This window comes from Mycobacterium sp. 050134, assembly GCF_036409085.1.
Taxonomy (GTDB): Bacteria; Actinomycetota; Actinomycetes; order Mycobacteriales; family Mycobacteriaceae; genus Mycobacterium.
Map to the genome: position 1 here is coordinate 109894 of NZ_JAZGLV010000005.1, position 23364 is coordinate 133257.

General features: G+C 68.9%; 22 protein-coding genes. 7 read left to right on the forward strand and 15 right to left on the reverse strand.

Features of this window, described 5'->3' with window-relative positions:
• Window positions 1-74 precede the first annotated feature (74 nt).
• Window positions 75-1436 (forward strand): HNH endonuclease signature motif containing protein, encoded by a 1362-nt coding sequence (locus SKC42_RS07695; protein ID WP_330963709.1) that lies wholly within the window; start codon window positions 75-77, stop codon window positions 1434-1436.
• A 7-nt stretch (window positions 1437-1443) separates the two neighbouring features.
• On the opposite strand, the gene SKC42_RS07700 is transcribed toward SKC42_RS07695, so the two are convergent.
• Together SKC42_RS07700 and SKC42_RS07705 are read right to left on the reverse strand one after the other, a co-directional pair.
• Window positions 1444-2532, reverse strand: a complete 1089-nt coding sequence (locus tag SKC42_RS07700; protein WP_330963710.1) for an NAD(P)H-dependent amine dehydrogenase family protein — start codon at window positions 2530-2532, stop codon at window positions 1444-1446.
• The gene (locus SKC42_RS07705; RefSeq protein ID WP_330963711.1) at window positions 2529-3521 is read right to left on the reverse strand and encodes a Rieske 2Fe-2S domain-containing protein; all 993 of its coding nucleotides are present in this window, start codon (window positions 3519-3521) and stop codon (window positions 2529-2531) included. The genes SKC42_RS07700 and SKC42_RS07705 overlap by 4 nt, the downstream gene beginning before the upstream one ends.
• 147 nt (window positions 3522-3668) lie before the next feature.
• Here SKC42_RS07705 and SKC42_RS07710 point away from each other — a divergent pair, with 147 nt between their 5' ends.
• Together SKC42_RS07710 and SKC42_RS07715 are read left to right on the forward strand one after the other, a co-directional pair.
• Window positions 3669-4253 (forward strand): TetR/AcrR family transcriptional regulator, encoded by a 585-nt coding sequence (locus tag SKC42_RS07710; protein WP_330963890.1) that lies wholly within the window; start codon window positions 3669-3671, stop codon window positions 4251-4253.
• Window positions 4254-4273: 20 nt separating this feature from the next.
• Window positions 4274-4804 carry a GNAT family N-acetyltransferase gene (locus tag SKC42_RS07715; RefSeq protein WP_442932036.1) on the forward strand — a complete coding sequence of 177 codons (531 nt, stop codon included), beginning with the start codon at window positions 4274-4276 and terminating at the stop codon, window positions 4802-4804.
• Here the strand turns inward: SKC42_RS07715 and SKC42_RS07720 are convergent.
• Together SKC42_RS07720 and SKC42_RS07725 are read right to left on the reverse strand one after the other, a co-directional pair.
• On the reverse strand, window positions 4799-6589 hold the full coding sequence (locus SKC42_RS07720) for an SDR family oxidoreductase (protein WP_330963712.1): 1791 nt from the start codon (window positions 6587-6589) through the stop codon (window positions 4799-4801). The genes SKC42_RS07715 and SKC42_RS07720 overlap by 6 nt on opposite strands.
• A 45-nt stretch (window positions 6590-6634) precedes the next feature.
• The gene (locus SKC42_RS07725) at window positions 6635-7096 is read right to left on the reverse strand and encodes an SRPBCC family protein (RefSeq protein ID WP_330963713.1); all 462 of its coding nucleotides are present in this window, start codon (window positions 7094-7096) and stop codon (window positions 6635-6637) included.
• A 113-nt stretch (window positions 7097-7209) separates the two neighbouring features.
• On the opposite strand from SKC42_RS07725, the gene ald reads away from it, so the two are divergent.
• Window positions 7210-8325: an alanine dehydrogenase gene (gene ald / locus SKC42_RS07730; protein WP_330963714.1), complete on the forward strand. Its 1116-nt coding sequence runs from the start codon at window positions 7210-7212 to the stop codon at window positions 8323-8325.
• A 4-nt stretch (window positions 8326-8329) separates the two neighbouring features.
• Here the strand turns inward: ald and bla are convergent, their stop codons facing one another.
• The 6 genes from bla to SKC42_RS07760 all read right to left on the reverse strand — a co-directional run bounded on the left by bla (window position 8330) and on the right by SKC42_RS07760 (window position 15639).
• Entirely contained in the window at window positions 8330-9223 is an 894-nt protein-coding gene (bla, locus tag SKC42_RS07735) for a class A beta-lactamase (RefSeq protein WP_330963715.1), read from the reverse strand.
• Between the two features lie 6 nt (window positions 9224-9229).
• On the reverse strand, window positions 9230-10252 hold the full coding sequence (locus tag SKC42_RS07740) for a nitronate monooxygenase (RefSeq protein ID WP_330963716.1): 1023 nt from the start codon (window positions 10250-10252) through the stop codon (window positions 9230-9232).
• Window positions 10253-10256: 4 nt separating this feature from the next.
• Window positions 10257-11639: a M16 family metallopeptidase gene (locus SKC42_RS07745; RefSeq protein ID WP_330963717.1), complete on the reverse strand. Its 1383-nt coding sequence runs from the start codon at window positions 11637-11639 to the stop codon at window positions 10257-10259.
• A complete protein-coding gene (locus tag SKC42_RS07750; protein ID WP_330963718.1) occupies window positions 11617-13890 on the reverse strand; it encodes a polyribonucleotide nucleotidyltransferase in 2274 nt (757 codons plus the stop codon). The genes SKC42_RS07745 and SKC42_RS07750 overlap by 23 nt, the downstream gene beginning before the upstream one ends.
• Window positions 13891-14254: 364 nt before the next feature.
• Window positions 14255-14524 carry a 30S ribosomal protein S15 gene (rpsO, locus tag SKC42_RS07755; protein WP_085256423.1) on the reverse strand — a complete coding sequence of 90 codons (270 nt, stop codon included), beginning with the start codon at window positions 14522-14524 and terminating at the stop codon, window positions 14255-14257.
• Window positions 14525-14664: 140 nt separating this feature from the next.
• The gene (locus tag SKC42_RS07760; protein WP_330963719.1) at window positions 14665-15639 is read right to left on the reverse strand and encodes a bifunctional riboflavin kinase/FAD synthetase; all 975 of its coding nucleotides are present in this window, start codon (window positions 15637-15639) and stop codon (window positions 14665-14667) included.
• A gap of 90 nt (window positions 15640-15729) precedes the next feature.
• On the opposite strand from SKC42_RS07760, the gene mntR reads away from it, so the two are divergent.
• Window positions 15730-16434, forward strand: a complete 705-nt coding sequence (gene mntR, locus SKC42_RS07765; protein WP_330963720.1) for a manganese-binding transcriptional regulator MntR — start codon at window positions 15730-15732, stop codon at window positions 16432-16434.
• A 70-nt stretch (window positions 16435-16504) separates the two neighbouring features.
• Here mntR and SKC42_RS07770 read toward each other — a convergent pair whose 3' ends face one another.
• Window positions 16505-17737: an acyl-CoA dehydrogenase family protein gene (locus SKC42_RS07770; protein ID WP_330963721.1), complete on the reverse strand. Its 1233-nt coding sequence runs from the start codon at window positions 17735-17737 to the stop codon at window positions 16505-16507.
• A 7-nt stretch (window positions 17738-17744) separates the two neighbouring features.
• Entirely contained in the window at window positions 17745-18935 is a 1191-nt protein-coding gene (locus SKC42_RS07775; RefSeq protein WP_330963722.1) for a lipid-transfer protein, read from the reverse strand.
• A gap of 202 nt (window positions 18936-19137) precedes the next feature.
• On the opposite strand from SKC42_RS07775, the gene SKC42_RS07780 reads away from it, so the two are divergent.
• Window positions 19138-19938 (forward strand): SHOCT domain-containing protein, encoded by an 801-nt coding sequence (locus SKC42_RS07780; RefSeq protein WP_330963723.1) that lies wholly within the window; start codon window positions 19138-19140, stop codon window positions 19936-19938.
• Between the two features lie 87 nt (window positions 19939-20025).
• On the opposite strand, the gene truB is transcribed toward SKC42_RS07780, so the two are convergent.
• From truB to SKC42_RS07795, 3 genes are read right to left on the reverse strand one after another with little or no spacing between them, the layout of a single operon-like run.
• Window positions 20026-20922 carry a tRNA pseudouridine(55) synthase TruB gene (truB, locus tag SKC42_RS07785; RefSeq protein WP_330963724.1) on the reverse strand — a complete coding sequence of 299 codons (897 nt, stop codon included), beginning with the start codon at window positions 20920-20922 and terminating at the stop codon, window positions 20026-20028.
• Window positions 20919-21617, reverse strand: coding sequence for a 4'-phosphopantetheinyl transferase PptT (gene pptT, locus SKC42_RS07790; RefSeq protein WP_330963725.1), 699 nt, complete (start codon window positions 21615-21617; stop codon window positions 20919-20921). Before pptT ends, truB begins: the two co-directional genes overlap by 4 nt.
• Window positions 21614-22579, reverse strand: a complete 966-nt coding sequence (locus SKC42_RS07795) for a metallophosphoesterase family protein (RefSeq protein WP_330963726.1) — start codon at window positions 22577-22579, stop codon at window positions 21614-21616. Before SKC42_RS07795 ends, pptT begins: the two co-directional genes overlap by 4 nt.
• A gap of 172 nt (window positions 22580-22751) precedes the next feature.
• On the opposite strand from SKC42_RS07795, the gene SKC42_RS07800 reads away from it, so the two are divergent.
• Complete coding sequence (locus SKC42_RS07800; protein WP_330963727.1) at window positions 22752-23336, forward strand: DUF3558 domain-containing protein; 585 nt, start codon at window positions 22752-22754, stop codon at window positions 23334-23336.
• Window positions 23337-23364 lie beyond the last annotated feature (28 nt).

Genomic DNA, 23364 nt, shown 5'->3' on the forward strand with positions numbered 1-23364 from the left:
CCACAGTCTGACTTCTATCCACAGGCGACGATTTTCCCGTCGCCGGCGTCGCGTGGGCGCCATATGATTCGCATATGCGTTCGATTCAGGTGCCGCCGGAGGTGGCCGCGGCATTCGACGCGCTGGACGCCGCCGAGGCGCTGATCCGCGGGCTGAACGTCGGCGCGCTGGACCCGGTGGTTCGCCTGCACGCGCTGGAACGCGGGGAAGCCTCGCGCCGTCGGCAACTGGCCTGGAGCTACGACGTGATCGCCGGGCTCGCCACCGAGGATCCCTCAGCCGTCGGCGGCCCGGTTCACAAGGTCGTCGCCGACTGGCTGCGGATCAGTAATGCCGAGGCCGCACGCCGGCTGCGGGACGTCAGGCAGCTGTCGACGCGGTTGACCCTGACCGGCGAGGAACTGCCGCCGGAGTTGCCGGCGACCGCGCAGGCCTGGCGCGACGGCCTGCTCGACGGGCAACACCTCCGGGTCATCCAGACGTTCGTCCGCGACCTCCCGAACGACCTGCCGGCCGCCACGGTGGCGCGCGCCGAGCGATTCCTGGCACGGCAGGCGACCAAGCTGCGTCCCGATCAGCTGGAAAAGGCGGCACACCGGTGCGCCTTGGAGCTCAACCCGGACGGCAAGTTCTCCGACGCCGACCGCGCGCGTCAGCGCGGCTTCACCTGGTGCGGTCAGCGAGCCGATGGCATGAGCATCGGGAAACTGGTGGCCTCACCGGAGCTGCGGGCCAACATCGATGCCTGGCTTGCCCGGTTCGCGGCCCCCGGGATGTGCAACCCTGAGGACGAAACCCCCTGCACCCAGGGAGTACCCAGCGACGAACACGCCAGCAGAGACACTCGAAGCCACGCCCAGCGCCAGCACGATGCGCTCAACGCCCTCGTTCGCGGTCAACTGGGCGATCCAAAGCTCGGCCAGCACAACGGTTTACCCGTTACCGTCATCGTCTCGACCACGCTGCAGGAGTTGACATCGGGCGCGGGGCGGGCCGTGACGGGCGGCGGAACCGTGCTGCCGATGCGCGATCTGATCCGGATGGCCAGTCACGCCTACCATTATTTGGTCGTGTTCGACGAGCACTCGGATCGCCCGCTGTATCTCGGCCGGACGAGACGCGTCGCCTCACCCGACCAGCGCGTCGTCCTCTATGCGAAGGACCGCGGCTGCACCCACCCGGGCTGTGACGTGCCAGGCTACTGGTGCGAAGTCCACCATGTAGCCGGGTGGGCCGCCGGCGGATCGACCGACGCCGACAACCTCACGTTCACGTGCGCGCCGCTTCACAAACTCGTCGAAGAGGGCTGGCGGACAAGGAAATTGCCCAACGGCCACACCGAGTGGATTCCGCCGCCGCACTTGGACCTCGGCGCACGCACCAATGACTATCACCATCCGGAACGCCTCTTCGTCGAGGACGACGAAGCGCCCTGACGCGGGCTCAGATCTTGAACCGCCCCGCGAACCCGCGTAGCGGCAGGTCGGCGCTGGTGATGAGTCCCGGACGCGCGGCCACCACCGACTTGATGGACGCGAGCGCGGGCATGCCGGTCACGGTCATGCCGATCGAGGCGAAGTTGTCCGGGTTGGAAAGGTCCACGCCGGGCTTCGGGAAGATCATGTGCTTGTTGTACACGCAGGGGTCGCCCTTGATTTGAGTGATGTAGCAGCCCTTGATGTTCCAGCTCGGGTCGGTGTGCGGGGTCATCTGCCACTCCAGATGCGTCTCGACACGAGGCACCCCGTCGACCATGCCCTGGTACTTGATGTAGTTGCCACCCAACGACCCCTTCGGCAGCACGTACCAGCCAAGGTCGACGTCCTTGGTGCAGGCGCCAAGCTCGTAGCCGAACTTCACCTCGTCCAGCGGCAGGTCGAAGCAGTCGGCCATCATCAGCACGCTGTCGGCGAAAACGCGGGTGTACTTCTCCAGCTTGGACGGGATCTCGGGATCGTCGACCGGCTGGCCGTAGCCCACCTCAATCCAGGTGTCCTTGGAGTGGTGGCAGGACACGTCGACGGACTCGATCGTGATGACGTTCTCGATTTCGGCGACGTCGGCCGAGCAGACCACGCCGAGGATCTGGTTCACGCCCGGGTTCATCCCGGTGCCGTAGAACGTCGCGCCGCCCTTTTCGCAGGCCTCCCGCAGCAGCTGGCTCACGGGCTTGCCCGACGGGTGCGGATGGTTGGTGTCGCGGTGCCACCCGGTGATCCAGTCGGCGGTGGTCACGACATTGATCCCGGCCTCGAGCACCCTGACGTACAGGTCCTCGTCGGGGAACACGCCGTGGAAGGTCAGCACATCGGGCTTGGCCGCGATGATCTCGTCGATGCTGCCCGTGGCGCGGACGCCGTTCGGTTCGATGCCCGCGAGTTCACCGGCATCGCGCCCCACCTTGTCCGGCGAATAGCAGTGCACGCCGACAAGTTCGAGGTCGGGCCGGTCGGCGATTCGCTTGATCATCTCCTTGCCGACGTTGCCGGTGGCGACCTGGAACACGCGGATCGGTCGAGCGGGTGCAGTCAATTCCGGTCAGCCTCTCTGGGATAGAACTGGTTGGCCCACTTGCGAATTGCCGTGAAGCCCTCGTACTCGTCGGCGGCCAGCGCGGGCGGGTCCGAGTAGCGCTGGTGTCGCCAGATCTCGATGTCCTGCTCGAACTGCCGGATCACCTCGCGGCCGAACTCGTCGGCCTTGCGCTCGGCGCGCGCCGCGTCCTTGCCGGCCACCCGCCCGATGTACACCATGAACCGGACGTCGGAGGTGGAATCGTCCACCGGCGTGACCGCCGAGATCGTCCGGTTGTCGACCATGCCCCAGCTCCTGGTGACCGCGATCCCCAAGCCGCCGTTGATCGCCTGCACACCGCTGTTGACGTCCTCGATCTTCTGCCCGTCGTCGCCCTCGAATGTGATGGTGAAGTCGACGAAGGACACCGGCTCGGCGAAGTCGTGCCGGGTGAAGACGGGCACGATGGGCGTCTTGTGCACAAACTTGAAATGCGCGAAGTCGACGCCGTTTTCGAGCACGTACTGCGGGTGCAACTCTAAACCCGAGCGGTACAACCGCTGCTGCGGGTAGTAGCCGTCCGCGACGCTACCGTCGGCGAAGGCGGCGAAGACGTCCGGCGCGTCGAAGTACGGCTCGCGGCGCTCGACGTCATGCCAGATGTAGACCGACGCGTTGCGCTCCGCCACCGGGTAGGTGCGGATCCGCCTGCCGCGATTGGGGCGGTCCTGGTAGGGGATGCAGACGTTGCGGCCCTCGCGGCTCCACTGCCAACCGTGGAAGGGGCACTGCAGCACGTCGCCGACCACCGTGCCGCCGTAGCCCAGGTGCGCGCCGAGGTGCTCGCAGTACGCGTTCATCACCGTGAGCTCGCCCGATTGGGCCCGCCAGGCGACCATCTGCTCGCCGAAGTACTTCATCCGATGCACGTCGCCGACGCCGATCTCGTCGGACCAGGCCACCTGGAACCAGCCCGTCGGCTTCATCGACAGCGGCGGCTTAGCCATGCGAGCGGTCCTCCACGCCTAGGAATCATAGGTCCCGCCGGCGTGAAATCAAAGTACCCTCAATGAAACTGCTACGCTCACACGGTGACCGATACCGGGGTCGCCGGTCGACGCCCCAACCGGCGGGGGCACGCGACGCGCGAAAGCATGCTCGAGGCCGCGCTCAGGTCGCTGGCCTCCGGCGAGCAGGGCTCGGTATCGGCCAATCGCATCGCCAAGGACATCGGCGCGACCTGGGGGGCGGTGCAGTACCAGTTCGGCGACACCGACGGCTTCTGGGCCGCGGTGCTGCACCGCACCGCCGAGCGGCGCGCCCAGACCATCGAGGCGCTCGCGGCGCCGGTACCGCAGGACGCGCCGCTGCGAGAGCGTGTCGGCGCCATCGTCGAAACGCTCTACCGCGGCCTCGCGGCGCCGGACTCGCGCGCCATCGAAAACCTGCGGGCGGCACTCCCCCGCGACCCGGTCGAACTGGAACGCCTCTACCCGCGCACCGCCGCCGAACTGGTGTCGTGGGGCAAGAGCTGGCTGGAGACCTGCCAGCACGCCTTCGCCGGGCTGGACGTCGATCCGGACCGGGTGCGCGAGGTCGCCGCCCTCATCCCCGGTGCGATGCGGGGCCTGGTTTCGGAACGCCAGCTCGGCTCCTACGCGGATCTGGACATGGCTCGGCACGGCCTGACCAACGCCCTGGCCGCCTATCTGGAGCAGTCGCGGGTCAAAGGCGGCTAGCAATCCTTAGCCTGGGACCCGTGAACTCCAGCGACGACATCCGCATCCGGCGGGCCGAGCCGGCCGATCTCGGCGCCGTGGCCGAAATGCACTACGCGGTGTGGCGCCGCTCGTGGACCGGCATCCTGACCTCGCCCCTGCTGAACTTGCTCGGGCCGCCCAAGCGGTGGGTCGCCGACGTCTACCCGCAAACGCTGAATCGCCCCGGCTGGGGCATGTGGATCGCCGAAGCGGGCGGCCGCGCGGTCGGTGTGACGATCTTCGGGCCCGACGACGACGAGCCGGGCAGCACCCAGATCGACGCGCTGTACATCGCCGACGACCGCCAACGGCACGGGATCGGCGGCCTGCTGCTCGAAACGGTCCTGCGGCGGAGCCCGTCGACCGATGTGATCTTGTGGTGCGCCGAGCAGAACGCGAAGGCGCGCAGCTTCTACGAGAAGAACCACTTCCGCGCCGACGGGCGCACCCTGACCTGGGAACCCCTGCCGGGAATCCGGGTACCGCACGTCGGCTACCGGCTCACGCGCCCCGCGGTGCTGTCGTTATGACTGCCGGATGTCCAGGCGCGCCAACAAGCGAATCGTCGACGGGCTGATCCGCCGCATCGCGTACCCGAGCCGGGATTCGGCGGCGACCGGCACCACGGCCGGGCCCGTCCGGACCGCCTTCACGATCGCCTTGGCGACGGCCTCCGGCGTGAAGTTGCGCCGCCGGTATGCCGCGTCGGCCTTCTCGCGTGCGCGCTCCTGCTGTTCGGCGGTCATCCCGGCGTAGACAGTGCTCTTCGCGATGTTGGTGTTGACGAATCCGGGGCACACGGCCGTGACGGCGATGCCCTCGTCGGCGAAGTCGGCGCGCAGGGCCTCGCTGAACGCCAGCACCGCCGCCTTGGTGGTGCCGTAGGCCACCATCGACTTCGACGGGATGAAGGCCGCGGCGGAGGCGACGTTGATGATCGTTCCGCCCTGCCCACGCTCGACCATCTGCGCGCCGAACGCCCTGCTGCCGGCGATGACACCGCGGACGTTGATTCCGATGATGGCGTCCCAGTTCTCCGGGCTGGTCTCCAGGAACCGGCCCGCCATCCCGATGCCGGCGTTGTTGACCAGGATGTCGACCACGCCGTGTTCGGCCAGCACATGTGCCGCAAGGTCATTCATCGTATTTTCGTCGCTGACGTCGGCATGGTAGACCACGGCCTCGGCGCAGGCGGCGCGGACCGCGTCGGCGGTTTCCTGGGCGGCGCCCAGGTCCCGGTCGACGATCAGCACCTTGCGCGCGCCGCGCCGGGCCAGTTCCACCGCGGTGGCCCGGCCAATCCCCGCGCCACCGCCGGTGACGAGCGCCAGCGCGCCCCGCACGTCACGTGGACCGCCCCGCACCTCGCGCGGTCCGCGTGTGACCGCACCCGGAGCCGTTGCACCGCCGGCATTTTCGTCCACCCACTCCGCGGTCAACCGCGCTATGACGTCCGGGCGCGACGTGACCACCCAGTGCCCGCCTTCGATGGACACCACCCTGCCGCGGGACGGGATCGCGCCGGTGAAGCGCTGCAGCGCCGGCGACACGAAAATGTCCCTGCGCGGCGCCAGGACCTGGACCGGGACGGTGGTTTCGGGCAGGCGGGACCCTGGCGAGATCATCGGCGCGGGCATGTTCTCCCGGTAGAGGTTGAGCCCGTTGAGATAGTCGCCGATGGAACGCGGCGTCCGATCGCGCCGGCTCAGAGTGCTCGACCGGCCGATGCGCTCCGCGGCCTCAACCACCTTCACCCCGACCCGGGAGCGGAATGACAATTCCGGGACGCCCGGGCACAGGAAAAACCCGATATAGCCCGACGACACCAGCTGTCGCGCGACCTGAGCCACCGCGCGCGGAGTGCCCGCCGATCGCAGGAACACGCCGGCGTACTGCAGGTGCGGTCCCGAAATCGAGGTGAACGAATCGACATTCCCCATCACGGAGTCGTCGGTGACCGCGGCCCAGGCCGCAATCGAGCCCCAGTCGTGGGCAAGCAGGTGCACCCGCTCGACGCCGAGGCTGTCGATCACCGCCCCCAGGTCCGCCACCAGTTGCGCGAACGCGTACCCGGATCGCGTTGCGGGGCGGCCCGATTCGCCGGCGCCGCGCACGTCGTAGGCCACCAGGTTGTAGCGGTCGCCCAGGTGCGCGGCCACGCCGTCCCAGACGTGGTGGTTGTCGGGAAAACCGTGAATCGCCACGATGGTCGGGCGCTTAGGGTCGAAATCGGTGTAGCGGTGAACGGCCAGGCTCACGCCGTCGGACGCCGTGACGGTGGCCGTGCCTGCCGCCCACTCGCCGACGGTCAACATCGTGGCCCCTCCCCCATCGAGTGCCGCAAGTATAGGACCCGGCGGCTATCGGGCCTCGGCGCGCTGCTTGAGCCGCTGCAGGGTGAGCCGGATGTGTTCGGCGTTGACGGCGGCGCGATCGGAAACGCCGGTGGACTTGCCGGCTAACGTCCGGAACCAGCCCGGCCGCCGGTCCCAGGTGCTTTCGGTGACCCGGCAGCCGCCGTCGGCGTCTTCGATGTCGTATTGCCAGCGCGCGACCGGGATGGCGGCGTAGCGCACGTCGAACCCGAAACTCCGGCCCGGTTCGGCGACCGTCACGGTGCATCGGGTTTTCCAGCTCCGTGCGCCGTTCTTGTTGTGACCGGTGAAGACGGCGCCCGGGCACGCCGCATCTCCCTTGCACCACTGCATCGACACCGCTTCCTCGGCCAGCGAGGCCAGCGTCGGCAGGTCGGTGACGAGCCCGTACACCACGTCGGGCCGGGCGTCGATGTGGACGGTGGCCGCCACACAGGGATCGGTCATCCGCCGATCATAGCCAGCAAACACCCGCGGAAGGTCGGTCCGCGTCGTTCGATTGCGGCCGATCCGAGGTTTCTTCACACTTGAGCGGATACCTCAACTGCCAAGGGGCGACTATGCGCGTCGGCGTTCCGACCGAGACCAAGAACAACGAGTTCCGGGTGGCCATCACTCCGGCCGGCGTCGCCGAACTGACCCACCGCGGACACCAGGTGCTGGTGCAGGCCGGCGCCGGTGAACGGTCGGCCATCCCCAACGAGGAGTTCAAGGCGGCGGGCGCCGAACTGGCGGCCACCGCTGAACAGGTGTGGGCCAGCGCCGACCTGCTACTCAAGGTCAAGGAGCCGGTACCTTTCGAGTACGGCCTGCTGCGCAGTGGCCAGATCCTGTTCACCTATCTGCACCTGGCCGCGTCCCGCGCGTGCACGGGTGTGCTACTGACCTCGGGTACGACGTCAATCGCCTATGAGACCGTCGAGGGCGCCGACGGCAGCCTGCCGCTGCTGGCCCCGATGAGTGAGGTCGCCGGCCGACTCGCCGCCCAGGTCGGGGCTTACCACCTGATGAAGACCCAGGGCGGCCGCGGGGTGCTGATGGGCGGGGCTCCGGGTGTCAAGGGCGCGGACGTTGTGGTCATCGGTGCCGGCACGGCCGGCTACAACGCGGCCCGCGTGGCCGCCGGCATGGGGGCGACCGTCATGGTGTTCGACCTCAACATCGCCAGGCTCCGGCAGCTCGACGCCGAGTTCGGGGGCCGCATCGGCACGCGCTACTCGTCGGCGTACGAGTTGTCGGGCGCGGTCACCCGCGCCGACCTGGTGATCGGCGCCGTCCTGGTACCCGGCGGCAAGGCGCCCACGCTGATCTCGAATTCGCTTGTCGCGCAGATGAAGACCGGTGCGGTGCTGGTGGATATCTCGATCGACCAGGGCGGCTGCTTCGAGGACTCCCGCCCCACCACCCACGACCACCCGACGTTCGCGGTGCACGACACGCTGTTCTACTGCGTGGCCAACATGCCCAGCGCCGTGCCCAAGACGTCCACGGTGGCACTGACCAACGCCACCATGCCGTACGTGCTGAAGATCGCCGACCACGGGTGGCGGGCGGCGTGCCAGTCGGATCCGGCTCTGGCCAAGGGGCTTTCGACGCACGCCGGGGCGTTGCTCTGCGAACGCGTGGCCACCGACCTCGACCTGCCGTTCACGGACCGGGCGAGCGTGCTGGCCTGACGGCTCAGCCGGTCAGCCACGGCAGCACCGAGCGGGTGACCTCGGCGATCAGCGCCTGCAGCGCGTCGGCGTCCGGGTTTGCCGCCCGCGAACGCGTCATCAGCGATAACAGCACGCGCCGGCCGTCGGGTCCGTAGGCGATGCCGACATCGTTGGTGCTGCCGTAGGCGCCGGTGCCGGTCTTGTCGGCGGTGGTCCACCCGGGCGGAAGGCCCGCGCGCATCGTCGAGGTCACGTTGCCGCGCATCCAGTCCTCGAGCTGACGCCGCTGCGGCTCGGCCAGAACCGTTCCCGTGAGCAGGCTTTGGATACCCACGCCCAGTGCCCGCGGCGTGCTGGTGTCGCGCGGATCGCCCGGTATCGCGGAGTTGAGGTCGGTTTCCCAGCGGTCCAGCCGGGTGCGGTCGTCGCCGATGGAGCGCGCGAATTCGGTGACGGCAGGGGGCCCGCCGATGGCCCGCAACAGCAGGTTGGCGGCGGCGTTGTCGCTGCGCTGCACGGCGGCCGCGCACAGTTGTGCCAGCGGCATGGTGCCGCCGGCGTGCGGCGCGGTCACCGGCGAGTTGGGCAACAGCGCCGCGGGATCGATGAAATAGCCTTGCTGCAAGTCCAATTCGCCGCGTTGCGTCATCTGCAGCACGCGCGCGGCCACGTAGGCCTTGAAGGTCGAGCACATCGCGAAGGGGTCGTTGTCGCGGTGGGCAACGCTGCGTCCCGTGGCGGCGTCGCTGGCCAGATCGATCGCGAACAGGCCCACGTAGGCGTCGTACTGGCGCTCCAGTTCCCCGAGCCGGTCGGACGGGCCCGGGTCCGGCTGTGCCAGTGCACGCCCGCACGCCGCGAGCGCGGGGACGGCTGCGGTGAGCGACAGCATCCGCCGTCGCGTCAGATTCGGCACGCGGCGCTATCCGGCGAGACCGGCGACGATGTCGCCGGCCGGGCCGGACTCGGCCTTCTGGAACGACGTCCCCGCCCACAGGGGCATCCCGTTCGGGTCCTCCCACTGGGCCGCCGCCTCCCGTATCGGCAGCGTCATCTGGTGCACCTCCGGATAGCCGAGCGGCGCAACGTCGTTGAGCAGACGGGTGAAGGTGTTTTCCAGGCCGCGCGCGTACCGTCCCGAGAACGCGCGCGAGACGATGGTCTTGCCGTGCAGGGGATTCTTCATCGCGGTGCGCTGGGCGCGATGGGTGTTGGCCTCGTCGCTGAGCAGCAGCGCGGTGCCGACCTGTGCCGCGACCGCGCCCCGGCGCAGCACGCCGGCGACGTCCTCGGCGGTGCCCAGCCCGCCGGCGGCGATGAGCGGGACGTCGCGATGTGTGCGATGGATGCGGTCGATCAGGTCGTGCAGCGACTCCGTTCCGGGCTCCATGTCCGGCGCGAACGTGCCGCGGTGGCCCCCGGCGTTGGGCCCCTGCACCACCAGGCTGTCGGCGCCGGCGGCGATGGCGATCCCGGCCTCGTAGGCCGACGTCACCGTCACCATCACCAGCAGGCCCTGCGCGCCGAGCCGCGCGATCACATCGGGCGACGGCACGCCGAAGGTGAACGACACCAGCTCCGGGCGCATGTCGGCGACCACCTCGAGCTTGCGTTTCCAGTCGTCGTCGTCCCCGAACTCGGGCCGGCCCACCTCGACCTGGTAGTGCTCGGCGACCCCTTCGAGCTCTTCGGCGTAGAAGTCCAGCGCCGCCCAGTCCGCCACACTGGGCTGGGGTACCAGCAGGTTCACCCCCAGGGGGCCGGTGGTGAGGGCCCGCGCGGCGGTGACGTCTTCGGCGAACTGTTCGGCGCTGATATATCCGGCGGGGATGAAGCCCAGCCCGCCCGCATTCGATACCGCCGCGGCCAGCGCCGGGGTGCCCGCGCCGCCGGCCATCGGAGCGCCGACGATGGGGACCATGATGTCCCAGAAGCCGAGTACCATCGGGCTAATTTACCATCGCCCGAAGTTGTTGGGGCAGTGACCGTTTCGAGGTATAGGGGCCCACGACGGCGGCGCCGTAGCGCTGGCCCAGCAACCGGCGGGCCACCGCGTTCACCTCCTCGACGGTCACCTCGTCTATCCGCCGCAAGGTCTCTTCGATGGTGCGCTGCGCGCCGTAGTTGAGCTCGTTGCGGCCCAGGCGGCTCATGCGGGAACTGGAATCCTCCAGCCCGAGGACGAGCCCGCCGCGCAACGACCCCTTGGCGATCCGGCATTCCGCCTCGGTGATGCCGTCGCGGCCCACCGATTCGAGCACGTCACTGGTCACCCGCATGACGTCGGCGAATCGCTCCGGCAGGCACGCCGCGTACACCGACAGCGCGCCGCTGTCCGCGAAAACGTCGGTCGCGGAGTAGATCGAGTAGGCCAGCCCGCGCGATTCGCGCACCTCCTGGAACAGTCGGGAACTCAGCCCGCCGCCCAGCGCGGTGTGCAGCACCGACAGCGCCCAGCGGTGCTTCCAGGTGCGCCCGGGCGTGCGGATGCCCAGCGAGACGTGGGCCTGTTCGGAGTCCCGGTTTGCCAGCGCCAGACCGGGGCGGCCCGGCACCCGTCCGGCACCCTTGCGCGGGGGGACCGCCTGCCGCCCCCGCACCAGGTGCGGCCCGAAGTGGGCGCGCACCAGCTTGACCACCTGGTCGTGGTCGACGTTGCCGGCGACCGCGACGACCATGCGTTCCGGCGTGTAGCGCCGCACGTGGAACGAGTGCAGCTGGGCCCGCGTCATCGCCGAAACCGATTCCGCGGTGCCGATCACCGGCCGGCCCACCGGGTGGTCGCCGAACAGCGCGCCCAGGAACATGTCGCCCAACGCGTCCTCGGGGTCGTCGTCGCGCATGGCGATCTCTTCGAGGACGACGTCGCGCTCGACCTCGACGTCCTCGGCCGCGCAGCGGCCGTTGAGCACCACGTCGGCGACGAGGTCGACGGCGAGCGCGAGGTCGCTGTCGAGCACGTGCGCGTAATAGCAGGTGTGTTCCTTGGCGGTGAACGCGTTAAGCTCCCCGCCGACGGCGTCCATCGCCTGCGCGATGTCCACGGCCGTGCGGGTCGGGGTCGACTTGAACAGCAGGTGTTCGAGGAAGTGCGCCGCCCCGGCCACCGTCGCACCCTCGTCGCGCGACCCGACCCCCACCCACACGCCGACCGACGCCGAATGCACGGCCGGCAGGTGTTCGGTCACGACGCGCAGGCCGCCCGGCAGGGTGGTGCGGCGCAGCGCGGCGCGGTGTTCCGGTTCGGCCTCGAGGGCGCGCTCGCCCCGCCGCAGGGCGCCCGCCGCACCCGGGCGCCCTCCGGTCTCGTCAGCTGCTGGCTGTCGCGGCATCGGCCGGCGCTGCGGGCGCGGGTGCGGTGCTGTCCGAGTTGGCGTCTTCGTCGACCAGGACCAGGGAGATCTTGCCCCGCTTGTCGATGTCGGCGATCTCGACCCGCAGCTTGTCGCCGACGTTGACGACATCCTCGACCTTCGCGATCCGCTTGCCCCGGCCGAGCTTGGAGATGTGCACCAAGCCGTCCCGACCCGGCAGCAGCGACACGAACGCGCCGAAATCCGTTGTCTTGACCACGGTTCCGAGGAACCGCTCGCCGACGGTCGGCAGCTGCGGGTTGGCGATGGCGTTGATCTTGTCGATCGCGGCCTGTGCCGAGGGCCCGTCGGTGGCGCCGACGAACACGGTGCCGTCGTCCTCGATGGAGATCTGCGCGCCGGTCTCCTCGGTGATGGCGTTGATGACCTTGCCCTTGGGGCCGATGACCTCACCGATCTTGTCGACCGGGACCTTGATGGTGGTCACCCGCGGGGCGTACGGGCTCATCTCGTCGGGCGCGTCGATGGCCTCGGCCATGACCTCGAGGATCGTCAGCCGCGCATCTTTGGCCTGGGACAGCGCACCCGCGAGCACCTGCGACGGAATCCCGTCGAGCTTGGTGTCCAGCTGCAGGGCGGTCACGAAGTCCTTGGTGCCCGCGCACTTGAAGTCCATGTCGCCGAACGCGTCCTCGGCACCGAGGATGTCGGTCAGGGTCACGAAGCGCCGCTCGGTCTTGCCGTCGACCTCGACGTCGTCGGAGACCAACCCCATCGCGATGCCGGCGACCGGCGCCTTGAGCGGCACGCCGGCGTTGAGCAGCGCCAGCGTGGAGGCACACACCGAGCCCATCGACGTCGAGCCGTTGGAGCCCAGCGCCTCGGAGACCTGGCGGATGGCGTACGGGAATTCCTCGACGCCCGGCAGGACGGGGATCAGCGCCCGCTCGGCGAGCGCGCCGTGCCCGATCTCGCGCCGCTTGGGCGAACCGACGCGGCCGGTCTCGCCGGTGGAGAACGGCGGGAAGTTGTAGTGGTGCATGTACCGCTTGGACGTTTCGGGTCCCAGCGAGTCGATCTGCTGGGCCATCTTGACCATGTCCAGCGTGGTGACACCCAGGATCTGCGTCTCGCCCCGCTCGAACAGCGCGCTGCCGTGCGCCCGCGGGACGACGGCCACCTCGGCCGACAGCGCGCGGATGTCGGTGATGCCACGGCCATCGATGCGGAAGTGGTCGGTGAGAATGCGCTGGCGGACCAGCTTCTTGGTCAGCGAGCGGAACGCGGCGCTGACCTCTTTCTCGCGGCCCGAGTACGTCTCGGCGAGCCGCTGCAGGACCTCGGCCTTGAGCTCGTCGGTGCGCGCGTCGCGCTCGGCCTTGCCGCCGATGGTCAGGGCCTTGGCCAGCTCGTCGGTGGCCACCGAGGCCACCGAGTAGTAGACGTCTTCCTGGTAGTCCGGGAACGTCGGGTACTCAGCGACGGGCTTGGCGGCCTTGTCGGCCAGCTCCTGCTGGGCCTTGCACAGGGTGGCGATGAACGGCTTCGCCGCCTCCAGCCCCTCGGCCACAACGCTTTCCGTCGGCGCCTGCGCGCCACCCTCGACCAGCTCGATGACGTTCTCGGTGGCCTCGGCCTCGACCATCATGATCGCGACGTCCGCTTGGCCGTCGTGCTCGCCGACGACGCGGCCGGCGACCACCATGTCGAACACGGCGCGCTCGAGCTGCTCGACGGTGGGGAACGCCACCCAGGTGCCGTCGATCAGCGCCACCCGCACGCCCCCGATGGGGCCGGAGAACGGCAACCCGCTGATCTGGGTGGAGGCGGACGCGGCGTTGATCGCCAGCACGTCGTACAGATCGTTGGGGTTCAGGCTGAGGATCGTGACCACGACCTGGATCTCGTTGCGAAGCCCCGAGATGAACGACGGGCGCAGCGGACGGTCGATGAGCCGGCAGGTCAGGATGGCGTCGGTGGACGGCCGGCCCTCACGGCGGAAGAACGAGCCGGGGATGCGGCCCGCGGCGTACATCCGCTCCTCGACGTCCACGGTCAGCGGGAAGAAGTCGAAATGTTCCTTGGGGCTCTTGCTGGCGGTCGTCGCCGACAGGAGCATGTTCTCGTCGTCGAGGTAGGCGACGACGGCGCCGGCGGCCTGTTGCGCCAGGCGGCCGGTCTCGAAACGGATGGTGCGGGTGCCGAAGCTCCCGTTGTCGATAGTGGCGGTCGACTCGAACACGCCTTCATCAATTTCAGCTACAGACATAACGTTGTCCGTACAGCCTCTCTGGTATTCAGCTTTTTCGCGTCGTCACGCGCAACCAGAGGGCTTCACACCGACTCACCGGGCCCGACGGGCCTGAGAGCTTCGCGGACAGCGAGCCTGCGTACGGCTACGGCCATCGATCGAAGCGGCCGACCTGCCCCACATCGGGGGGAGCCCGGCAGCCACTACCGAGGACCGCCCGATGCAGACTGGCTGCTCCCTCGGACCTGCATAGTGACACGCTGGAACGGCACGCGCGGATCTGCGCGAACCGCACCGTTTGCTCGGACCGATACGGCCCAGAACGCTCCCACTGTACACGGGCGGAGTTGGCCCGCCAGCGGGGCGCACAGCTTTGCCCGGGTCAGCGGCGCAGACCCAGCCGCTCGACCAGCGAGCGGTAGCGCGCGACGTCGACCTGCGACACGTACTTGAGCAGCCGACGCCGGCGACCGACGAGCAGCAGCAGGCCCCGCCGCGAGTGGTGGTCGTGCTTGTGCACCTTGAGGTGCTCAGTCAGGTCGGCGATCCGCTTGGTCAGCAGGGCAACCTGCGCCTCGGGCGACCCGGTGTCGGTGTCGTGCAGGCCGTAGGTGCCCAGGATTTCTTTTTTTTGCTCGGCAGTCAGCGCCACGAAAACATCTCCATCAATCGGTCCGCGATCAGTGATTACAGGCGCGGCCACCGCGAACCGCAGCACGCGCCGATTTCGTCGGGCAGTTTAGCAGCGGGGCGGCCACCGGGCATAAACGCGGCCCGAACGCCGACCGCGGGTCAGCCCGCGGACAGCAGCGCCCGGGCACGCCCGATGTCCTTTTCCATCGCGCTCACGAGTTCCTTCACCGAGTCGAACCGGTGCTGACCGCGGATGCGCCCGACGAAGTCAAGGGCGACGTGCTGGCCGTACAGGTCGGCCGTCTTGTCCAGGACGAAGGCCTCGACCGTGCGGGTCCGTCCGGAGAAGGTCGGGTTGGTGCCGACGGACACCGCGGACTGGTAGCGCTCCCCCGGGATGACCGTGCCCGTCACGGGACCGTGCCCAAGCACGGTGAACCACGCGGCGTACACGCCGTCGGCCGGGATGGCCGAATACATGGGCGGGGCCACGTTCGCGGTCGGAAAGCCCAGCTCGGCGCCCCGGCCGTAACCGCGGACCACCACGCCCTCGACGCGGTGGGGGCGGCCGAGCGCCTCGGTCGCCGCGACGACGTCGCCGGCGTCCACGCAGGACCGGATGTAGGTGGAGGAGAACGTCACCGTCTCGTTGCTGTGGTGCTCGGACAGCAGGGACATCGACTCCACCGCGAACCCGAATCGCTCGCCGGCGCGCCGCAGCGTCTCGACGTTGCCGGCGGCCTTCTTGCCGAAGGTGAAGTTCTCCCCCACCACGACCTCGACGACGTGCAGGTTTTCGACCAGCAGCTCGTGGACGTAGCGGTCCGGCGTGAGCTTCATGAAGTCGCTGGTGAACGGCATGACCAGGAACACGTCGATGCCCATCTCCTCGACGAGCTCGGCGCGGCGGGTCAGCGTCGTGAGCTGCGCGGGGTGGCTGCCGGGATAGACCACTTCCATGGGGTGCGGGTCGAACGTCATCAGCACGCTCGGCACGTCGCGGGCGCGCCCGGCCTTGACCGCGTGCGCGATCAATTCGGCGTGGCCGCGATGCACACCATCGAACACCCCAATCGTGAGCACGCACCGGCCCCAGTCCGTGGGAATCTCGTCTTGGCCGCGCCACCGCTGCACGACCGCAAGCCTACGGTGCCGGCCCGTCCTTAGGGTGCCCGATCTGCGTTGCGCCCTGATTCAGGCTTGCGTTGCCTAAACTCTCTGGTTGTGAGGGCTGACGACGAGGCTGGCGGTCTCACCGCGGTCGGCCAGGACTATCTCAAGGTCATTTGGAACGCCCAGGAGTGGTCGCCGGACGGCACCCCGCAACGCGTCAGCACCAAAATGTTGGCCGAAAAGATCGGGGTGTCGGCCAGCACGGCCTCGGAGTCGATCCGCAAGCTCGCCGAGCAGGGCCTCGTCGACCACGAGAAGTACGGCGCGGTGACGTTGACCGAGGCGGGCCGACGCGCCGCGCTGAGGGTGGTCCGCCGGCACCGGCTGCTGGAGACCTTCCTGGTCAACGAGCTCGGCTACGCGTGGGACGAGGTGCACGACGAGGCCGAGGTGCTCGAGCATGCGGTGTCGGACCGGCTGGTGGCCCGCATCGACGCCAAGCTGGGGTTCCCGCGGCGTGACCCGCACGGTGACCCGATCCCGGCCTCGGACGGGCAGGTGCCGGCGCCTCCGGCGCGCCAGCTATGGGCGTGCGGCGACGGCGACAGCGCGACGGTGGCGCGGATCTCCGACGCCGACCCCGAGATGCTGCGCTACCTCGCCGAGGTCGGCATCAACCTCGACGCCCGGCTGCGGGTGCTGACCCGCCGCGAGTTCGCCGGAATGATGTCGGTGGCGATTCAATCGACCGGCGGGCCGGAGGCGACCGTCGACCTGGGCAGTCCTGCCGCGCGGGCGATCTGGGTGGTCGGCTAGCGGGCTTGCGCCCAACGTGTACTCAGTGCGAGATTTTGGCCGGGTTTTCGCACTGGATGCACGCTCGGCGCTAGCTCAACAGCCCCTTGGCGATGTGGGTCACCTGGACCTCGTTGCTGCCGGCATAGATCATCAGCGACTTCGCGTCGCGGGCCAGCTGCTCGACGCGGTATTCGGTCATGTAGCCGTTGCCGCCGAAGAGCTGCACCGCGTCCATGGCGACGTCGGTCGCGGCCTCGGACGAATAGAGCTTGATCGCCGACGCCTCGGCCAGCGTGAGCGGTTTACCGGCACGTTGCCGCTCGATCGTCTGAAAGACCATGTTCTGCACGTTCATTCGGGCGATCTCCATCTTGGCCAACTTGAGCTGGATCAGCTGAAATTGCCCGATGTTCCTGCCCCACAGGGTGCGCGTCTTGGCGTAATCCACGCACAGCCGGTGGCATTCGTCGATGATGCCCAGCGCCATCATCGCGATGCCGATCCGTTCGGCGGCGAAGTTGTCCCTGGCGCTCTCCCGGCCGTCACCGCTGGCGTGGCGCTTGTTTTCGCCCAGCAGCCGGTCGGGGGTCAGCCGCACATTATCGAAGAACAATTCGCCTGTGGGCGAGGACATCATGCCCATCTTTTTGAACGGCTTGCCCTGCGTCAGGCCGGGCATGCCGGAGTCGAGCACGAAGATCACCACCGGCCGACTGCGCCGGTCCACCGAGGCGTCACCGTCATCGAGCTTGGCGTACACCACCAGCACGTCGGCGCAGGGCCCGTTGGTGATGAACGTCTTCTGGCCGTTGAGGACGTAGTCCGCGCCGTCGCGGCGGACGGTGGTCTGCATACCGCCGAAGGCGTCCGACCCCGAGTCGGGCTCGGTAATGGCCCAGGCCGCAATCTTCTTCAGGGTCATCAGGTCGGGCAGCCAGCGTTCCTTCTGCGCCAGCGTGCCGCGGCTCATGATGGTCGCCGCGCCCAAACCCAAGCTGACCGACGCGGTGCTCAGCAACCCGATACTGACGCGGGCGATCTCCGAGACCAGGACGGCCATCATCGACGCCTGGCCACCGCCGCCGAAACCCCCCGCGTCGTCGTCCGTTTGACGGTCACCCGAACGCTCCCGGTCCAGCGTCTTCTTGACCGCCTCGGCGGCCATCGCGTCGAGGCCGAACTGGCTGAACAGCTTCCGGGCGATTGGGTAGGGCGACAGCGCGCCGGTTTCCAGCTCGTCGAGGTGCGGGCGGATCTCCTTGTCAACGAACTGACGAACCGAGTCACGCACCATCAGGTCGGTGTCTGACCATTCGAACATCGTGGCGTCAGCGTTCGGCGCGCCGGTAGGCGGTGACGACCGCGGCGCCGCCGAGGCCGATGTTGTGCTGCAACGCGGCGGTCACGCCCTCCACCTGGCGCTTGTCGGCCGTGCCGCGCAGCTGCCAGGTGAGCTCGGCGCACTGCGCCAGCCCGGTCGCCCCCAGCGGGTGCCCCTTCGAGATGAGGCCGCCCGACGGGTTGACCACCCAGCGCCCGCCGTAGGTGGTGTCGCCGTTGTCGATCAGCTTGGGCGCCTCGCCCGGTGCGCAGAGGCCCAAGGCCTCGTACAGCAAGAGCTCGTTGGCCGAGAAGCAGTCGTGCAGCTCGATCACCTGAAAGTCCTCCGGGCCGAGCCCAGACTGGTCGTAAACCCGTTGCGCCGCTTGCACATTCATGTCGTAGCCGATGAGGTTCTTGGCGGTGCCGTCGAAGGTCGAGGCGAAGTCGGTCGTCATCGCCTGGCCGACGATCTCCACCGCCTGGGCGGCCAGCCCTCGGCTTTCGACGAAGCTTTCCGAGGCGAGGATCGCCGCGCCGGAACCGTCCGATGTGGGCGAACACTGCAACTTGGTGAGCGGGTCGGAGATCATCCGCGACGCCAGGATGTCGTCCAGGCTGTAGGAGTCCTGGAACTGCGCGTACGGGTTGTTGACCGAGTGTTTGTGGTTCTTGTAGCCGATCTTGGCGAAATGCTCGGCGGTGGTGCCGTATTGCCTCATGTGCTCGCGGCCGGCGGCGCCGAACATCCACGGCGCGACGGGCATCGCGAATTCGTCGATCTCCGCCATCGCCTTGACGTGCCGGCCCATCGGCGACTCGCGGTCCTGGGCGCCGCCGCCCAGCGAGCCCGGCTGCATCTTCTCGAAGCCGAGCGCGATGGCGCAGTCGACGATCCCGCCGCGGATGGCCTGGGCGGCCAGGAAGAGCGCCGTGGAACCCGTCGAGCAGTTGTTGTTGACGTTGACGATCGGGATGCCGGTCATCCCCAGCTCGTAGAGCGCCCGCTGGCCCGATGTCGAGTCGCCGGCGACGTAGCCGACGTAGCCCTGCTCGACGTCTCGGTAGTCGATCCCGGCGTCCCGCAGGGCGTTGGTGCCCGACTCCCGCGCCATGTCCGGGTAGTCCCACCCCTCGCGGCGGCCCGGCTTCTCGAACTTCGTCATCCCGACACCGACGACGTACACCTTGCTGGACATAGCGCGCCTCTCGAATGGTTTCTCGACACCTGTCTAGACGGCAGCTTAGCCCCGCCGACCCGACGGCTGAACCCCTCTCCGCGACGGCCAGAGCGTCGCATGCCCACGCCGCCCGGCATGCGTAGGCTCGACACCAACCCCGACGACGAAAGATGGACCCCGACGACGAAAGATGCACCCCGACGACGAAAGATGCACCACCATGCAGGCAACGGTCACCCCCGAAGCCGCCAACGCAGTCGCCGACATCGCCCAGCGCCACGGGCTCTCCCGCGACGCGGTGCTGGCCATGCTGTTCGCCCTCCGGGCCGGCGGCGGTACGATGGCGCAGTTCTCCATCCCCGAGCTCGGCGGGTCCGGGCAATGGATGCGGGGCGGGATGACGATGGTCGGCGACATGTTCGACAACGCGCTCAAGGCTCGCGTCGATGCGCTGTGCAACGAGCTGGTCCAGCTGCTGGCGACCACCACGGTGTTTCCCCCGTCCGACGCGCAGTCCCAGGCCGGTTTCGCCCAGGCCGCCTGGTGGCCGGCAGACCTCGGCGTCCCCAGCGCGACCGGCGCCCAGAACGACGTGCGGTACGCGTTCTTCCCGGCCACTCGTCGCCTGGCGATCCAGATCGGTGACGTGACAAAGGTTTTCGATACCGGCGAACATCAGATCGGCGGGGTGCAGCAACAACAGGGTGGTGGATACGGCTCGGTGATGTTCACCAGCCAGCTCGGCACCTTCGGCGTGGCGGGTCTGCGTGAGCTCGGTGCACACCAGGTCGCCGACACGCCCGCGGCGGCACCCACCCCGCAACACCAGTTCCAGCACCAAGCGGGCGCGACGCCGCAACCCGCACCGCAGACGCCCGTGACGCGGCCCGCATCCGGCGCTTCGGGCGACCCCACGGCCGTCGTCGCGGCGATCGAGGCGCTGGCCGGGTTGCACGAACGCGGCATCCTCTCCGACGAGGAGTTCGCCGCGAAGAAGGCCGAGCTGCTCGGCCGGTTATGACGGGCTAGAGCTGGGCTAGAGCGTCGCCGGGCGGGGCCGGATTACCCGCCTCGCCCCCTCGCGCGAGGCGCTGGGGGGACCCCCACCTCAGAACGTCCCGTTCCGCATCGTCGCCGGGCGGATCACCACCACCGACTTGGTCCCCGCCCCCTCATCGCGCAGCAGCGCGATCACCCGGCCGTCCGCGTCGGCGGCGGCATAGGTGCCGTCGATCCCCGCCGGCTTCAGCGGCCGGCCGTGCCCGACCGCCTCGGCTTCGGCGGCGCCCAGGTCGCGGCGCGGAAACATCAGCAGGCACGCCTCGTCCAGCGTGTGGGTCAGCCGAGGCCGCTCCGCCAGCTCCTCCAGGGAGCAGGCCTCGTCCAGCGAGAACCGCCCGACCCGGGTCCGCCGCAAGGCCGTCAGGTGCCCGCCCACGCCGAGGGCGGCGCCGACGTCGCGGGCCAGCGCGCGAATGTACGTTCCCGACGAGCAGTCCACCTCGACGTCGACGTCGACCAACTCGCCGTGGGGCCGGACGTCGAGCACGTCGAACCGGTCGATGCGCACCGGACGTGCCTTCAGCTCGACATCCTGGCCCTCGCGGGCCAGCCGGTAGGCGCGCTTTCCGCCGATCTTGATCGCGCTCACCGCCGACGGCACCTGCTCGATGTCCCCGCGCAGCCCGGCCACCGCGGCCTCGATCCCCTCGGCCGTCAGGCGCTGGGCCGAAACGGTCTGCAGTACTTCGCCTTCCGCATCCTCGGTGGATGTGGTCTGGCCGAGCCGGATGGTGGCGGCATACGACTTGGCGGACGCCGTCAGCAAACCGAGGATCTTGGTGGCCCGCTCGACGCCGACCACCAACACGCCGGTGGCCATCGGATCGAGCGTGCCGGCGTGGCCCACCTTGCGCGTGCCGAAGATGCGACGGCACCGCGCGACCACGTCGTGGCTGGTCATGCCGGCCGGCTTGTCGACGACAACAAGCCCCGCTGCGCTCATAGGACGATGGCGGTGAGCACCAGCCCGCGCTCGACCGACCAGCGGCCGCGCAGCGCGGTCAGCGGCGGACCCGCCACCGCCTCCGGGTCGATCAGGATCTTCGAGACGAAGGCCCCGGTGGTGCCGCGCCCGCCCGGATCGACGTCGAACACGATGTGCGCGTCCTCGAATCCCAGCCAACGCCTCGTCAGCGGGAACCAGGCCTTGTACGTTGCCTCCTTGGCGCAGAACAGGATCCGGTCCCAATGCAGCCCGCCGGGCAGCGCGGCGATCTCGTGGCGTTCCTCGTCGATGGTGATCGCGTCGAGCACGCCGTTCGGCAGCACGTCATGCGGCTCGGCGTCGATGCCCACCGACCGCACCGACACCGCCCGGCCGACCACCGCTCCGCGGTAACCCGTGCAGTGCGTGAGGCTGCCGACCACGCCGTCCGGCCAGCACGGTTCGCCCTTGTCGCCCTTGAGGATCGGGGCGGGCGGCAGTCCGAGCTCCCCCAGCGCCACCCGGGCGCAGTGCCGCACGGTGACGAATTCGTTGCGGCGCTTGGCGACCGACTTGGCGATCAGCGGCTCCTCTTCGGGCAGCGGCGTCAGGCCGGGCGGGTCGGAATACAGCTCCGAATAGGCCAGGTCGTCGGGCGCCGAACTGAGCAGGGTCTCGGGCAGCACCGCCGACACGAGCGGGCGGGCCGTCATCGTTCCTGCCGCTGTCGCAGCCGTTCCCGGAACTGCGTGGCCTGCACCCGCATCTCCGCGGTGATCTCGAAGTGTCCGCCGAAGTCGTTGAGGTAACCAGCCGGGTATTGCGGGTCCGGAAGCACCTGCCGCAGCCAGCTGTACGGCTTGCGGCGCCGCCACTCGCGCGGGTAGCCCACCGACACCTCCTCGAAGCGCACGTCGTCGTACCAGGTGGTGCGCGGGATGTGCAGGTGGCCGTAGACCGAACACACGGCGTTGTAGCGGGTGTGCCAGTCCGCCGTCCTGGTGGTCCCGCACCACAGCGAAAACTCCGGGTAGAACAGGGCCTCACAGGGTTCGCGCACCAGCGGGAAGTGGTTCACCAGGACTGTCGGGGTCATCCAGTCGAGCTGTTCGAGGCGCTGCCGGGTGCTGGCCAGCCGCTCCCGGCACCACGCCTCGCGAGTCGGATACGGCTCGGAGGAGAGCAGGAACTCGTCGGTCGCCACGACGTTGCGCTCCCGCGCGATGGTCAGGCCCTCGGCTTTGCTGGCCGCCCCCTTGGGCAAGAAGCTGTAGTCGTACAGCAGGAACATCGGCACGATCGTTGCCGGGCCGCCGCGCTCCGTCCACACCGGGAACGGATGCTCGGGCGTGACGATGCCCATCTCGTCGCACATGTTGACCAGGTAGTCGTAGCGCGCCTTGCCGAAGATCTGCATCGGGTCGCGGGTGGTGGTCCACAGCTCGTGGTTGCCCGGCACCCAGATCACCTTGGCGAACCGCCGCCGCAGCAGGTCGAGCGCCCACCGGATCTCGTCGGTGCGCTCGGCGACGTCACCGGCGACGATTAGCCAGTCCTCCGGCGACGACGGATACAGCGACTCGGTGATCGGTTTGTTGCCGAGGTGACCGGTGTGCAGGTCCGAGACGGCCCACAGCGTCGGCTGCGCACCGTTGGTGGATTCCTGCCCTGTCACGGATAACCACACTATCGACCCGCGTGGGACGGTGGGTTTCGGCGTCCACTGGGGTCCCGGCAGGGCGGCCCGTTGGAACAAGTTCAGGTTTCCCTGTGACGGCGCGCACGTGACTTGTACACTCCCGGCAAGGGACGACCAAGGCGTGACCGGGTGGGGTAGGGAGATGTCGATGTCCGCCAGAGTTCGACTGATCGGGGCGCTGGGTGCGCTGGTCACCACTGTCGTCGGGGGGGCCGTCGGATGGCAGAGCGCGGCGCCCGCACCGGGTGGGCCCGGGCCCGTCGAATTGCGGTCGACCTCAGAGCCGATCGAAACCACCATGAAGAGCCCCATCGTGGCCACCACCGACCCGCGCCCGTTCGACGCGTGCGAGGACATCTCGTTCGACACGCTGCAGCGGCTCGGGCTGGCGTTCACCCCGCCCGAGCACGAGGACGGGCTGCGCTGCCACCTGGACGCGGGTAACTACCAGATGGCCGTCGAGCCCATCATCTGGCGGACCTATGACGCGAGCCTGCCCGCGGACGCCGTCGAGACGACGATCCAGGGCCATCGGGCCGCCCAGTACTGGGTGATGAAGCCCACCTACCACAACAGCTACTGGTTCTACTCCTGCATGGTCGCCTTCAAGACCAGTTACGGGGTGCTTCAGCAGGCGCTGTATTTCTCGACCGTGTACTCCAACCCCGAGGTCGAGTGCATGTCCACCAACCTGCAACGCGCCAACGACCTCGCGCCCTATTACAAGTTCTAAGGGGCGGCGCCGTCCTAACCTGGGCTGC